The organism is Bradyrhizobium zhengyangense, assembly GCF_022012435.1.
GTDB lineage: Bacteria > Pseudomonadota > Alphaproteobacteria > Rhizobiales > Xanthobacteraceae > Bradyrhizobium > Bradyrhizobium zhengyangense.
The window spans coordinates 1312763-1325671 of record NZ_JAKLUA010000001.1; the positions used below are offsets into that span (position 1 = coordinate 1312763).

The window sequence follows — 12909 nt, forward strand, 5'->3', positions numbered from 1 at the left end:
CTCATCTAGGTCGGGAGAAAGGGTTCTGAGGAACCCCCGGGGCGCCTGGTCGACAAGCCACCCGGCACCTGCAAGGTCGGTGTGATTTCGATGTAACCCACATTCACCGCTACCGGAGCCGCAATCGCAAACGCGATCGCGTCGGCAATGTCCTTTGCCTCGGGCAGTTCGAAGCCTTCGATAAAGTTCGCGCGTGTTTCAGCGCTGTCGCCGTGGACATGGGCGAAGATATCAGTTGCAACCCGGCCTGGGCAGATCTCGGTGACGCGCACGCGTTTGCCGAAGCAATCGACCCTGAGCTGACTGGTCAGCATGCTGACGGCCGCCTTGGTCGCGTGATAGCTCGAATTGCCCGCGAAGTTGTAAGCGCCGGCAATCGACGTGACGTTCACTACGTGACCGCGATCGCGCTGAGCCATTCCCGGCACGAGCAGGCGGCAAAGATGCAGGATTGCACGCAGGTTGACGTCGACCAGGAGATCGATGTCCTCCGCATCCGCCTGGAGAAATTTCTTCGGCCGATCGACACCAGCGCTGTTGACGAGCACGTCGACTTCGATGCCGTGAGCAAGCTTGGTGATAGCCGCAATATCCCTGACATCCATCGCGTGCGGGATGCAGCCGGTGCGATCGGCCAAGGCCTTCAGCGCATCCGCGCTCCGTGCGAGCGCATGAACCTTCAGGCCCTCACGCACCAGGCGCTCGACGACCGCCAGACCGATGCCTGACGAGGCGCCGGTAACAAGAGCAGTCCTGTAATCGGAGAATGGCATCTGGTCCCTCACCTTCTCAACACGCTAAACGATCGCGCAACTTCCCCGCCAAGACGGATTAACTGTGGTGGGATAAGGTCCCCTTATGATCACCCACCCGCTCCGCCGGAGCCCGCCACGAGCCGGGAAACCGGCACAATCTCCCCGCCGGTGGCCTCGATCGAGGCCCGAATCCCCCGGGCCAGTTCGACAGCGCCCTGGGTATCCCCATGTAGCAGGATCGATTTGACCGGCATCGCGAGCGCCTTTCCGCTGGCGGCAATGACCACTCCGTCACGGAGCAGACGCTCGACGCGCTCGGCGACCGCCCCGGCATCGTGAATGACCGCACCAGGCTTTGCCCGAGACACCAGCAGGCCCTCGTCGTCATAGGCCCGGTCAGCCAGGAACGTCGTGGCGACCCTGATACCGCACTGCGCCGCCGCACCCTCGATCGCGCGGCTGTTCGAGGAAACGATCAGGAGATTGGGATCGAACGCGGCGACCGCGCGAACCAATGGCCGGGCAAGATCGGTGTCGGCAGCGGCCATGTTGCCCAGCGCTCCGTGAAAGCTCATATGCGTGACGCGATGCCCGACGGCCCGCGCGATGCCATCGAGCGCGCCGAGCTGGTAGGTGACCATTGCGACGAGCTCGGTGGTGTCGATCTGCATCACGCGCCGGCCAAATCCCTGACGGTCCGGAAAGCCGACATGAGCCCCAAGGTCGACGCCGCGCGCCTTGGCGCGCTCCGCCGTGCGCTGCATGATCAGCGGATCGCCGGCATGAAAGCCGCACGCGACGTTGGCCGAAGATACAAGGTCGAGCAGCGCCTCGTCGTTGCCCATCGGCCACGAACCAAAACCTTCGCCCATATCGGCGTTGAGATCGATCTTCATGATGCCTCACCTTCGATAGGCTGTAGTACGAACAGCGGCGTGCCGTAGCCAACGATCGTGCCGTGCGCGACTAACACATCTGTCAGCGTTCCTGCCCGGGGCGCGGGCACGGCTAAAAGTAGAGGCCCGATTTGCAGGAAGCCGAGAGGATCGCCAGCCCGGACATCGGCGACCAAAGCGATTGCGCGTTCGTGAAGCGGGTGACGATCGAGAAAGATGCCCGGCGATGGAGCGCGGACGGTCATCGACGGCGCGTCGACGGACGGCGATTCCTCGCCTTCGACAACGCGTACCGATGCGCCATCGTTCACCAGGCGCAACGTCGCGCTCGGACCGCGCAGCTCAAGCAGCGCGAGATTGGCGTCCTTGAGCCAGGCGCCCAACTGGTCGACGTGATCGAGAGGATTGCTCATCGGCCTCCCCTCTCGCCGCAGTGAAGCTCGACGAGACGGCGGCTGTTTGCGAGCCAGCGGCGAATATCCGCCGAGGCGCCCAGCGCTTCATCCCAGCTACAGCGGATGAAGCGAACGTTGCTCCCGATGGGGGCCTGGCCGAGACGCCAGAGATCTGCCTCGATCACCGTGCCGATTTTGGGATAACCGCCGGAGGGCTGTGCATCGCGCATCTGGATGATGGGCTGGCCACCATGGGGCACCTGAATGACGCCAGGCACGATGCCATGCGAGCGCAATTCCAGCGGACGCAGTGGGTTGAGCTCACGACCGGAGAGCCTGTAGCCATAGCGGTCGCTCTGCGCGGTGATCTTCCAGCCCGTCGACCACAATGCATCCTGCGATGAATTGGTGAAGCAGTCGTACTCGGCGGCCGGTAACACGCGAACGGCGGGGACGCCGTCAGCCTCGAGCGGGAGCGCCAGCCCGGGCGGAACCAGACCGAAGCCGGGCACGGCTCGGCCATTCGAACGGCCGGTCGGCAGTTCGTCGCCATCGCGGAGGGGCCGCCCCTCGTAGCCACCAAACGAGCCTCTCAACTGCGTGCTGCGCGAACCGAGCACGGCCGGCACGTCAACGCCATCGGCGATGCACAAATAGGCGCGGGTCGCCCGCCATGTCGTCTGCTTAGGATGCGAAAGCGACAGCACCTGTCCCGCTTCGGCGCGATGCGCCCACCACGGCAACACCGGCGCCTCATCAAGCCGTCCTGCACAATCGGCGCCTGTGACGGCAAAAACAGTCGAGCGCTCGAAACGAACCTTGAAGGGAAAAACCGGGACCTCAACAGCCGCGGTGTTCTCCTGGTTACGCAGCAGGATGTTGCCTGCGGCAAGCGCGAGCGGATCCATGGCGCCCGATGTCCCGACGCCGAGACTGAGCCCACCGGTACGACCGAGATCCTGGACCGTCGCAAGCGCGCCTACTGACAAAATCTTGATCATCGCAGCACCCGGGCAACCTTGAAGCGGATGCTATCGCCTGGCTGAAGCAGCGCGGGCGGGCTGCGATTTACATCGAAGAATGCGATCTGTGTGCTGCCGATCGTGTTCCATCCGCTGGGTCCGTCGGAAGCGGACACGCCGGTCTGACTACCGCCGATCGACACGGCTCCACGCGGAATCTTCAGCACCGGTACCTTGCGACGCGGCGTCGCGATGCGCGCGTCCATGCCGCCGAGGTAGCAGTAGCCGGGGTGACTTCCGAGCGCGAACACGATGTAGGTTGGCGCGCTGTGGCGTTCGACGATCTCATCGACGCTCATGCCGGTGTGCTCGATAACATCGGCCATATGCGGTCCGGCTTCGCCACCATAGGCAACGGGGAGATCGATGCAGCGCCCGGCGATCGGAAGTGGCGCGACGACGTTCCAGAGTTCGAGAAGTCTTTGTTCGATTTCCTCCGGCCGCCGTGGCGGCTCGACAAAGACCAGCATGAGGTTGTTCATGCCTGGCACAGCCTCGCGCACGCCGGGAAATCCGGCAGCCTCGTGGGCCACGGCCCAGATCCGCCGCTGCGTTTCAAGCGTGGTCTCGCCGGGCGCCTCGAACAGCAGCGCCGTCGTCCCGAGCAGGCTCGTGCGAGGACGATCCGCCGTCATGGCTGCCCACTCCGGCGAAGTTTCGTCTCGAGATGGTGGATACTAACCCCACCGCGGATGAATTCGGGATCGGCGACCAGGCGCCGGTGCAGCGGCAGGTTCGTTGCAATCCCCTCGATCCGAGCCTCGTCGAGCGCCACCTGCAACCGCGCCAACGCCACGTCGCGCGTCGCGCCGTGGACGATAAGCTTGCCGAGTAGTGAGTCGTAATACGACGAAACGCGGTAACCGGCACTTGCGTGACTGTCGATGCGCACGCCAGGCCCGCCTGGCATCTGCCAGGTGTCAATCACGCCGGGTGAAGGCACGAAGTTGTCCGGGTCTTCGGCATTGATACGGCACTCGAAGGCATGACCGTGACAGGCGATGTCATCCTGCCTGAACGGCAACCTTCCACCCTGCGCCACACGGATCTGAGCCTCGACAAGATCGATCCCGGTGGTCATCTCGGTAACAGGATGCTCTACCTGGAGGCGCGTATTCATCTCGATGAAATAGAACGCGTCATCTTCGACCAGAAATTCGAACGTGCCGACGCCGCGATAGCCGATCTGGCGACAAGCCTCCGCGCAGCGCTCGCCGATTTCACGGACTCGCGCATCCCCGATTAGCGGCGCTGGCGCCTCCTCGATCACCTTCTGATGTCGCCGCTGCAGCGAGCAATCGCGGCTGCCGAGCCAGACCGCGTCACCATGCGTATCTGCGATCACCTGGATCTCGACATGGCGCGGGCGACCCAGGAATTTCTCGACATAGATTTCGCTGTTGCCGAACGCCCGCCGCGCTTCTTCCCGGGTCAGGAGCAGCGCGTCACGCAAGCCGCCCTCACTCTCCACCACCCGCATGCCGCGACCGCCCCCGCCGCCCGCGGCCTTCAGGATCACGGGATACCCGATCTCACGCGCCGCCGCGCGCACGGCATCGAGATCCTCAGTCAGGGCTGCATCGGGACCGGGGACGCACGGAACGCCCGCCGCTCTCATGGCGCGCTTGGCCGCGATCTTGTCACCCATCACGCGCATGCTCGCGGCGGTCGGACCGATGAATGTTAGGCCAGCAGCCTCAACTTGCTCGGCAAAGCCGGCATTTTCGGACAGAAATCCGTAGCCGGGATGGACCGCCTCGGCGCCGCTGACCTCGGCCGCAAACAAGATCGCCTTCTGGTTCAGGTAGCTCTGAGCTGTCGCGGCGGGCCCGATACATAGCGCCTGGTCGGCATGACGCACATACAGCGCCTCCCGATCGGGCTCGGAATGGACCACGATTGTTCGCAGCCCGAGACGCCGGCACGCCCGCTGGATGCGCAGGGCGATCTCTCCCCGGTTGGCTATGAGAACCGATTTGAACATGGGGTCACGCGAACCGCATCAGTTCTTGTCCGGCCTGGACTTCCTCACCGGATGCGACCAGGATCGCCGACACCGTGCCGTCTTGTTCGGCCCGAACCTCGTGAAACATCTTCATCGCCTCGATGATACAGAGCGGTGTTCCTGCCGTCACAACCTGACCTACCGAAACGAAGACCCGCGCATCCGGCGCCGGCTGCAGATGGACAATTCCGAACAGGGGCGCTGCGACGTTCGCCTCTCTGTTCGGCACTGCATCGGGCTCGGTGCGAGTTGGCCGCTGTCTGGCGTGTGTGGATGGGGCGGTGTTGACCGGTGCACGAACCATATCGTTCGGCGGCGCCCGACGGACCAGCCTGAGCGACCAGCCGCCTTCGCTGAATTCCATCTCGTTCAGATCAGACGCAGTCATCGCATCGATCAGGGACTTGATCCGGTCCACATCCATGTTCCGCCACCCATACGGGATCGTGGCCTTGCACATGCAACGCCGACCTCGACGCTAGCGCTATCGATTCCTGCCGACCAAGACGGATTGGCTTTGCCCCTATAAGGGAGCGCTATGACGCCTTTTGAGAGCGCTCTTCACGCGCAATGAGGTTTCCCGGCAGACCGGCAACAAGCTCCAGCAGGATTTCCTTGATCGCCTGGGCCGGTTCGGAGAGCGGCAAATGATCGGACTGGCACAGCGCCAGCGGCGCCTCGATCACCGGATCGATGATGCAGGATTGCCAGGCATCGCAGGACGAAGCGACCTGCCGAGCCATCGATTCGGGCAGGATGGTGGCGCCAAGCCCGTCGGAAATCACAGCGGTCAGTGTGCTGGCGGATTCGATTTCCGCCACAACCTTCGGCACCTTGCCGATAGCCGCGAAAGCGTCGTTCACCATCTTGCGGACGACATTGTAGGGACGCGCGAGGTAAAGGTCGGTGTCCACAAGCATCGCGAGCGGCACTTCGGCCGGCGGCGCTATCATGCTGCTGCGGCCGACGAGGTAAAGCGGCTCTCGCAGCAGCGGCTGGAATGCGAGGCCGTGGACGGCGGTCTTGCCGCCGTAAAGAACGGCCAGGTCCATGCGGCCATTCATGACGAGCTCGGAAAGCGTAGTGCCATAGGTCTCGTTCAAATAGAGCAGAATGCCGGGGTGCCGCGCCCGCACCGCGCGCAGCAGCGGCAGGGCCAGTCCTGCCGCGGCAGTCCCTGGCGCGAGTCCCACGGCCACAGCGCCGGAGATGTTCTTCGCGGCCGCATTCATGTCGGCGAGCGCCTGGTCGCATTGCCGGAGGATGAGCTGGGCGTGGCGATATAGCACCTTGCCGGCCTCGGTCGGCACGACGCCGCTCTTGGTGCGCACCAGAAGCTGCTGACGCACCTCGCCTTCCAAAGTCGCGAGTTGCTGACTGAGCGCCGGCTGCGCCACATGCAGAACATCGGCGGCTTGCGTCAGACTCCCGACGTCGACGATTTTCACGAAATACTGCAGTCGCCTGAGATTCATGTCGTCTCCTCAGACTACCTTCTGCTCCGGACCGGGAGAAGAGTATCCATAAGATATGCCTATCAGGCCAGATTGAACTCGTGTTGGCCAGCGCCCGGCTCTGCCTCTAGCGTCGCACCTCGCTTAGCTAGGGTCAATCTCTATGAACCATCCTCGCATTTCCGCGCGCGTGAGGCGCATCAAGCCTTCGCCGAGCTCGGCGGCAGCCGATCGGGCAACGGCGCTGAAACGGGAAGGCAAGAACATCGTCAGCCTCGTCGTTGGCGAGCCGGATTTCGATACGCCTGCGAACATTCGCGCCGCGGCCTCAAAGGCAATGGACAAGGGCGCAACCCGATACACGATGCTGGCCGGTTCCGTCGATTTGCGCCAGGCGATCGCCGCGAAACTGAAGCGCGAGAACAATCTCGTCTACTCACCTTCCGACATCATCGTCACCAACGGTTGCAAGAGCGGCATCTACAGCGCGCTGGAGGCGACGATCGAGGCCGGCGACGAAGTGATCATCCCGGCACCCTACTGGGTGTCGTACCCCGATATGGTGATCGCCTGCGACGGCGTTCCAAAGATTGTCGCGTGCCCGGAAAGTCAAGGCTTCAAGATCTCGCCGGCGCAGCTCGAAGCTGCAATCACGGACAAGACGCGATGGCTGATCATCAACTCGCCGTCGAATCCGACAGGCGCAAGCTACTCAGCGGCGGAATATCGCAAGCTGGCCGACGTCCTCGCACGGCATCCCCACATGCTGGTCATGACCGATGATATCTATGAACACATCCGCTTCGACGGTCGCGCAACGCCGCATTTGCTGAACGCTGCGCCCGAGCTGGCGGACCGCGTGCTTGCGGTCAACGGCGTGTCGAAGACCTACGCGATGACCGGCTGGCGGATCGGCTGGATCGCCGGGCCCTCCGACCTCATCGGTGCGCTGAACACGCTGCTGTCGCAGGCAGCCGGCAACGCTTGCTCGATCAGCCAAGCCGCTGCTGTCGAAGCGCTCAACGGCGATCAGAGCTTCGTTTCCGAAAGCGTCGCGATGTACCGTACCCGCCGTGACCGCATGCTGACGCGCATCAACCAGATCGAGGGCTTGAGCTGCCTGCCGCCCGACGGGGCGTTCTACCTCTACGTCAATTGCGCTGCCTTGATCGGTCGAAGCACTCCGGCGGGTGCGCGCCTCGAAACCGACGGCGACGTCGCCATGTACCTGCTCGAAAGCGTTGGCGTTGCCGTGGTCCAAGGCAGCGCCTATGGGTTGTCGCCATACTTCCGCATCTCGATCGCCGCCTCGCTCGATGTGCTCGACGACGGCACCAACCGCATCGCTCACGCTGTTTCCGAACTCCGCTAACACCCCGATCGAAAGCATTTCATGTCAAACACCGGCATTGTAAAGAACCCCTCGGCTCCGCAAGTCGATTCCGCGGTAATCACAAAACTGCGGGCCATCCCGGTCGCCCTGCTCAGCGATCAGTTGCACCGCAATTGCGGCAGCATCGGGCTGATTCCCTATCACGCGCCGGCGCCGATGGTGGGCACTGCCGTAACGGTGAAGACGCGCGGCGGCGACAACCTCGCCATCCTGCGCGCCTACGACTTCTGTCGTCCCGGCGACGTGATGGTTGTCGATGCCGGCGGTGATATCTCCAACGCACTGGTCGGCGGCATCATGACACTCGGCGCGGCCTCGCTCGGGCTTGCCGGCATGGTGCTCGACGGCGCCATTCGCGACGTTGCGGAAATCCGTCAGCGCACTTTTCCCGTGTACGCTCGCGGCGTCACCCATCGTGGTCCCTACAAAGATGGTCCCGGAGCGATCAACGTCCCGATCACCGTCGGCGGCATGCCCGTGAACGCGGGCGACATCATCGTAGGGGATCAGGACGGCCTTCTCGCTTTCCCACCGTCCCTGGCTGCAACGGTCATCGAGAAAGCATTGGCTCAGGAGCAAAAGGAGCACGGCACCATCCACGCAATCCGTGAGGGCCGATGGGATCGCGCCTTCGTCGATGCGCTCGAGGCACGTTGCGCGAACTGAGCACCACAAGCCGTTGCACCTTCCCAGCAGGGCACCATTCGAGCCGTTGCTTTGAGTCCCCTTCGCGTTACCAGTTGGAATCTGCTCACATTGGACATGATGAGATTCTTGTTGATCTCATCAAAGGTGGTTCGCTTTGTGTCGACGGCAGCCTTGTTGAGCAAGGGCCCGTCCGTGTTCCGGAAACGCGTTCACTCCCGGTTGTCAGATTGGCCCCTCACCGTCGGTAACGGGCGAGGTAACTACCAGAAATACCAGGTCCGTTAGGCCGGAATTCGAGATCGCGTGCTCGACGCCGGGCGGCAAGAAGATCACGTCGTGCTTGCGCACGACATGATTCTTGCCGGCGATCTCCATCAGTCCCTCGCCATCGAGCACGTGATAGACCTGCTCCTGCACCTTGTGATGATGCCGCGCTACATAGGCCATCGGTTGGTACATTGAGATGCGGTAATCGATGCGGCGCGAGCCCGCGGTCTCCGGCATCACCAGCGGTTTCGACAGCGCTCCGCCAAAATGATTGGGAAACTCGCGCCAGGGCACTTCCGCGATGTTGCGGATGAAGGCGCCGCTGCTGTCTTCGGCCATGTTCCTTCTCCCTAATTCACCAGCGCGCCGCCATCGATATAGACGATCGAGCCCGTTGCGAAGCCGTTCGCCATGAAGCTCGCAATCTGCCGGGCAATGTCCTCGGCCATTCCGACGCGGCCAACCGGAAGCGCGGCCGCTGTCTTGGCCAGCATCTCCTTCCGGGCCGCCTCCGGCATTGCAGCCCGGATCGGGGTATCGATCACACCCGGCGAGACTGCGTTGACGCGCACCGGCGCAAGCTCAAGCGCCAGGGCACGGGCCAGCGACTCCAGCGCGCCATTGGCCGCGCTGATGATCGCCGAGTTCGGGCGCGGCCGGACGCTCAGAAAACCGGTCACCAGCGTCAGGGAACCACCCGGCCGGATCTCGGCCTCGCGCGCGACGCGCCAGGCGCCCCAGAATTTTCCTTCCATGGTCGCGCGCACATCCTCCATCGCGACCGTCTTGAACGGTCCGGTACGGAGCTGCGCGGCCGTCAGCACGACGTGATCGACGGGGCCCGTGCGCTTGAACAGCTCGGCCACGCTTTGATCGCTGGTAACATCGGTCAGGATCGCCGTCACCCTCAGCCGCTCGGCGACCGGATTAAGCTTCGCGGCGCTGCGCGAGGCAACGATGACTTCCGCGCCTTCCCTCTTTACAAGCTCCGCCGTAGCGAGGCCGATGCCTGAGGATCCGCCGATCACGACGACCTTCTTGCCTGCGAGCGTCATTCCCATCTCCCGATATTTTATTGATTGCTTTGCGAACCAAGCTCAGCCCGGCTGAAAGCGCGTGCCGATGCCCGCTTTGCTCTGGCCGAGGCCCGGCAATTCCCAGACACCGGCGCCAGCAGGATTGACGTCGGCGGCGATGTCGACATCGATCAGATAGGGCCGGTTTGCGGCGATTCCCTTGCGAATGGCCTCGCCTATGTCGGCAGCGCGATCAACCCGTACGCCTTCGACGCCGCAGGAGCGTGCCATCGCGGCAAAATCCGGATTGTAGCGCTCGCCAGTCTCCGGATGCTTGAAGTCGGTTGCCAGTTCGCGCCCGCCGAGATAGCCGCGCTGAAGCCCGCGGATCGAGGCATAGGCGTAATTGTTCCAGACCACCCAGACTACAGGCAGATTGTATTCGACCGCCGTTCCCAGCACGTTGGCATGCATGAAGAAGGCGCCGTCGCCGCAGACAGACACGCAGGGACGATCGGGCGCCGCGAACTTCGCGCCCATCACGCCGGCGACGCCAAAGCCCATCGGGCCAAAGCCCATCGAACCGATCAACGAATCCGGCCGCTTCGGCTTGCAGAATCCAAGCAGCCAGTTGTGATGCACCCCGATGTCGGAAACGAGGATGGCATCCTCCGGCAGCGCCTTGTCAATCTCGGCCGCCGCGCGCTGCGGGTTGATTGGCGTGGTGTCGTCGGAGAACCCGGGCGCGACGAACTTGTCCCAGTCCTTGCGATAGCCGTCGATCTGTGCCAGCCACTTTTTGCGCGCATCCGCCTTCTTGAAAAGATTGTCGCGGCGATCGAGTTCGGCATGCACCTGCCGCAGGAAGGTACGGACATCGGCCATGAGCCCGAGCGCGACAGGATAATTGCGAGCGATCTCTTCGGGATCGATGTCGACGTGGATCAATCGCGTCGGCGGGATCGTGAAGGAATAGCCGGGAATCCACGAGCTCGAGGTGCGATCGTCGAAGCGGACGCCGAGTGCGAGCAGCACGTCGGCCTGCCGTGTCGCGTGATTGGCCTGGTAATGCCCGGCGCGGGCGACGAGGCCGAGCGCGAGCGGATGATTGACGTCGAGCGCACCGAGGCCGCTCGCGGACGCGGCAACGGGAATCTGGAGCCGCTCGGCCAGCCTGCGCAGCTCCCCCGCCGCGCCGCCATAGCGCACGCCCTGCCCCACAAGCATGACCGGCCGCTCAGCGGTCAGCAGCATATCGACCGCCTTCTCGACGCCTTCCGGATCGGCGCCGCAGCGGCTGGAGATGTTGGCGTTCCACTCGATCGCTTTTGGCGCTTCTTCAGCTGCTGATTCCATGAAGACGTCGAAGGGCACGTCGACCACAACGGGGCCCGGACGTCCTGTGATCATGGTCTTCCAAGCTTGTCGCACCGCCAGCGGCACCATTTCGCCGCGGGTTGGCTGGAACACCTTCTTGCAGATCGTCTTCACGGTGGAAGGAAAGTCGGCCTGGTAGTGCCGGTACATCTCCTGGAACGCACCGCGATTGAACTGGCTGGTCGGGACGTTGCCGGTGATCGCCATGAACGGCACGGAATCGAGGAAGGCGTTTGCGAGCGAAATCGGTAGGTTCGCCGAGCCCGGCCCGCAGGATGTGAAGGTCGCGGTTGGCCGGCCGGAGACGCGGTAATAAACGTCGGCCATGAAGCCGGCGACGCTCTCGTGGTGCACGGAGATCGTCTTGATGTCGGATGAGCGCTCGTACAGCGCGTCGATGAACTGGATGTTGCCGTGGCCGCACAGCCCGAACACCTGCGGCACCTTCTCCTGGATCAGATAATCGACAATGACCTGGGCGCCATTGAGCATATTTCGCGACATCAACCGGTCTCCCTCTCGGCCCGTCGACTTCTTGTGTACCGATGCGGAGAACGCGGCCGGTCATCATGGGGCCGCGGGCAGCCTATTTCTCATAATGCTATACGTCAATTTATATTGTGATAGGCTGTTCATCGAGGAAGCGCGAAGCTCCGCGCCGACGACCGCGCCGGTTGCGTGCTACTGTCGCAGGAACGGAGCCAAGACGACTCACCAGAGGGAGCTCAGTCCTTGAGATCGCGTATCAAGCCAACGACCGGCGAGAAGCCCGCAAGCCCGCGCAAGGCCGCGATTGCCAAGCTGGTCCCCGCCCCCAAAGCGGATGGCGACGGCGAGGCCGAGGACAAGCAGCGTGCCGGCGGCGTTCAATCGCTAGGCCGCGCCTTCTCGATCCTCGAAGAGGTGGCGCGGCATCGCGAAGGAATTGGACTTGCAGAGCTGAGCAAGCTGGTCGGCCTGCACAACTCCACCACCTTTCATCTCGCCAAGACGCTGGTGTCGCTCGGCTACCTCCGCCAGGAGAAAGACAACAAGCGCTACCGCATCGGTCGTCCCTTGTTTGCGCTCGCAGCATCCGCGCTTGACGAGATCGAGATGGTCAATGTCGCAATGCCCGTGCTGGAGGAGCTATCACGTCAGACCGGCGAAAGCGGGCATTTTGCCGTGCGGATGGGCGATGCGGTGGTTGTCATCGCGCGCACCAGCGGCCCCGGCGCGTTCCAGCTTGCCGATCGTGTCGGCGTGGTCCGGCCCGCCCATTGCACCGCGCTCGGCAAGATCATTCTGGCCTCGCTCCGCCCCGAGCAGCTCAAGCGCTTTATCGATCGCGTGGAACTGAAACCGTCGACACCGAAATCAATCAGCGACGTCGGAGCACTGATGCGCGAGATTGCCGAAGTGCAGCGCACCGGCGTTGCCTTCGACGACGGCGAGTTCAACCCGGAAGTGCGCTGCGTCGCCGTGCCCGTGACCGATTTCACCGGGCAGGTCATCGGCGCGCTCGGCATATCCGGCCCGATCTGGCGCCTCTCCAACCAGGCGCTGCACGCCGGCGCGCAAATCGTGCAGGCCGCGGCCGACCGCCTCTCAGCCGAATTCGGCGCCAAGGATCAAGCGCACAAGGCGTTCACGAAAAAGGCCTGAGACGCGCACAAGCGGCGATTTTGCCGGTTGACACCGG

14 protein-coding genes are annotated in these 12909 nt (G+C 63.4%); 3 read left to right on the top strand and 11 right to left on the bottom strand.

From position 1 onward, the window contains the following. Positions 1 to 5: 5 nt before the first annotated feature. From L6637_RS06415 to nac, 8 genes are all read right to left on the bottom strand, one after another. Positions 6 to 773, bottom strand: coding sequence for an SDR family oxidoreductase (locus tag L6637_RS06415; protein WP_237858856.1), 768 nt, complete (start codon positions 771 to 773; stop codon positions 6 to 8). Positions 774 to 862: 89 nt separating this feature from the next. Next, positions 863 to 1651, bottom strand: coding sequence for a LamB/YcsF family protein (locus tag L6637_RS06420; protein WP_237858857.1), 789 nt, complete (start codon positions 1649 to 1651; stop codon positions 863 to 865). After that, positions 1648 to 2064 carry a hypothetical protein gene (locus tag L6637_RS06425; protein WP_237858858.1) on the bottom strand — a complete coding sequence of 139 codons (417 nt, stop codon included), beginning with the start codon at positions 2062 to 2064 and terminating at the stop codon, positions 1648 to 1650. The genes L6637_RS06420 and L6637_RS06425 overlap by 4 nt, the downstream gene beginning before the upstream one ends. Then, positions 2061 to 3047, bottom strand: coding sequence for a 5-oxoprolinase subunit C family protein (locus L6637_RS06430; protein ID WP_237858860.1), 987 nt, complete (start codon positions 3045 to 3047; stop codon positions 2061 to 2063). The genes L6637_RS06425 and L6637_RS06430 overlap by 4 nt, the downstream gene beginning before the upstream one ends. Continuing rightward, positions 3044 to 3703, bottom strand: coding sequence for a 5-oxoprolinase subunit PxpB (pxpB, locus tag L6637_RS06435; protein WP_237858862.1), 660 nt, complete (start codon positions 3701 to 3703; stop codon positions 3044 to 3046). The genes L6637_RS06430 and pxpB overlap by 4 nt, the downstream gene beginning before the upstream one ends. Further along, complete coding sequence (accC, locus tag L6637_RS06440; RefSeq protein WP_237858864.1) at positions 3700 to 5052, bottom strand: acetyl-CoA carboxylase biotin carboxylase subunit; 1353 nt, start codon at positions 5050 to 5052, stop codon at positions 3700 to 3702. The genes pxpB and accC overlap by 4 nt, the downstream gene beginning before the upstream one ends. A gap of 4 nt (positions 5053 to 5056) precedes the next feature. After that, positions 5057 to 5497, bottom strand: a complete 441-nt coding sequence (locus tag L6637_RS06445) for an acetyl-CoA carboxylase biotin carboxyl carrier protein (RefSeq protein ID WP_237858865.1) — start codon at positions 5495 to 5497, stop codon at positions 5057 to 5059. Positions 5498 to 5609: 112 nt separating this feature from the next. Then, positions 5610 to 6548 carry a nitrogen assimilation transcriptional regulator NAC gene (gene nac / locus L6637_RS06450; RefSeq protein WP_237858866.1) on the bottom strand — a complete coding sequence of 313 codons (939 nt, stop codon included), beginning with the start codon at positions 6546 to 6548 and terminating at the stop codon, positions 5610 to 5612. A 142-nt stretch (positions 6549 to 6690) separates the two neighbouring features. Here nac and L6637_RS06455 point away from each other — a divergent pair, with 142 nt between their 5' ends. Both L6637_RS06455 and L6637_RS06460 read left to right on the top strand, forming a co-directional pair. Further along, positions 6691 to 7899, top strand: a complete 1209-nt coding sequence (locus L6637_RS06455) for an aspartate transaminase (RefSeq protein ID WP_237858867.1) — start codon at positions 6691 to 6693, stop codon at positions 7897 to 7899. A 21-nt stretch (positions 7900 to 7920) separates the two neighbouring features. Continuing rightward, entirely contained in the window at positions 7921 to 8586 is a 666-nt protein-coding gene (locus tag L6637_RS06460; protein ID WP_237858868.1) for an RraA family protein, read from the top strand. A 204-nt stretch (positions 8587 to 8790) separates the two neighbouring features. Here the strand turns inward: L6637_RS06460 and L6637_RS06465 are convergent, their stop codons facing one another. Genes L6637_RS06465 through L6637_RS06475 form a run of 3 tightly spaced genes read right to left on the bottom strand, consistent with a single transcriptional unit; the run spans position 8791 to position 11732 of the window. Continuing rightward, on the bottom strand, positions 8791 to 9174 hold the full coding sequence (locus L6637_RS06465; RefSeq protein WP_237858869.1) for a cupin domain-containing protein: 384 nt from the start codon (positions 9172 to 9174) through the stop codon (positions 8791 to 8793). An 11-nt stretch (positions 9175 to 9185) separates the two neighbouring features. After that, positions 9186 to 9890, bottom strand: a complete 705-nt coding sequence (locus L6637_RS06470; protein WP_237858870.1) for an SDR family oxidoreductase — start codon at positions 9888 to 9890, stop codon at positions 9186 to 9188. A 42-nt stretch (positions 9891 to 9932) separates the two neighbouring features. Then, the gene (locus L6637_RS06475; RefSeq protein WP_237858872.1) at positions 9933 to 11732 is read right to left on the bottom strand and encodes a thiamine pyrophosphate-binding protein; all 1800 of its coding nucleotides are present in this window, start codon (positions 11730 to 11732) and stop codon (positions 9933 to 9935) included. A gap of 228 nt (positions 11733 to 11960) precedes the next feature. Here L6637_RS06475 and L6637_RS06480 point away from each other — a divergent pair, with 228 nt between their 5' ends. Then, positions 11961 to 12872, top strand: a complete 912-nt coding sequence (locus tag L6637_RS06480) for an IclR family transcriptional regulator (protein WP_237858873.1) — start codon at positions 11961 to 11963, stop codon at positions 12870 to 12872. Positions 12873 to 12909 lie beyond the last annotated feature (37 nt).

Bases quoted from the DNA above. Each gene is read 5' to 3' on its own strand.
- L6637_RS06465 (WP_237858869.1), bottom strand. From the start codon at position 9,174: ATGGCCGAAGACAGCAGCGGCGCCTTCATCCGCAACATCGCGGAAGTG.
- L6637_RS06430 (WP_237858860.1), bottom strand. From the start codon at position 3,047: ATGATCAAGATTTTGTCAGTAGGCGCGCTTGCGACGGTCCAGGATCTC.
- L6637_RS06445 (WP_237858865.1), bottom strand. From the start codon at position 5,497: ATGGATGTGGACCGGATCAAGTCCCTGATCGATGCGATGACTGCGTCT.
- accC (WP_237858864.1), bottom strand. From the start codon at position 5,052: ATGTTCAAATCGGTTCTCATAGCCAACCGGGGAGAGATCGCCCTGCGC.
- L6637_RS06415 (WP_237858856.1), bottom strand. From the start codon at position 773: ATGCCATTCTCCGATTACAGGACTGCTCTTGTTACCGGCGCCTCGTCA.
- L6637_RS06460 (WP_237858868.1), top strand. From the start codon at position 7,921: ATGTCAAACACCGGCATTGTAAAGAACCCCTCGGCTCCGCAAGTCGAT.
- L6637_RS06425 (WP_237858858.1), bottom strand. From the start codon at position 2,064: ATGAGCAATCCTCTCGATCACGTCGACCAGTTGGGCGCCTGGCTCAAG.
- nac (WP_237858866.1), bottom strand. From the start codon at position 6,548: ATGAATCTCAGGCGACTGCAGTATTTCGTGAAAATCGTCGACGTCGGG.
- pxpB (WP_237858862.1), bottom strand. From the start codon at position 3,703: ATGACGGCGGATCGTCCTCGCACGAGCCTGCTCGGGACGACGGCGCTG.
- L6637_RS06420 (WP_237858857.1), bottom strand. From the start codon at position 1,651: ATGAAGATCGATCTCAACGCCGATATGGGCGAAGGTTTTGGTTCGTGG.
- L6637_RS06455 (WP_237858867.1), top strand. From the start codon at position 6,691: ATGAACCATCCTCGCATTTCCGCGCGCGTGAGGCGCATCAAGCCTTCG.
- L6637_RS06475 (WP_237858872.1), bottom strand. From the start codon at position 11,732: ATGTCGCGAAATATGCTCAATGGCGCCCAGGTCATTGTCGATTATCTG.
- L6637_RS06470 (WP_237858870.1), bottom strand. From the start codon at position 9,890: ATGACGCTCGCAGGCAAGAAGGTCGTCGTGATCGGCGGATCCTCAGGC.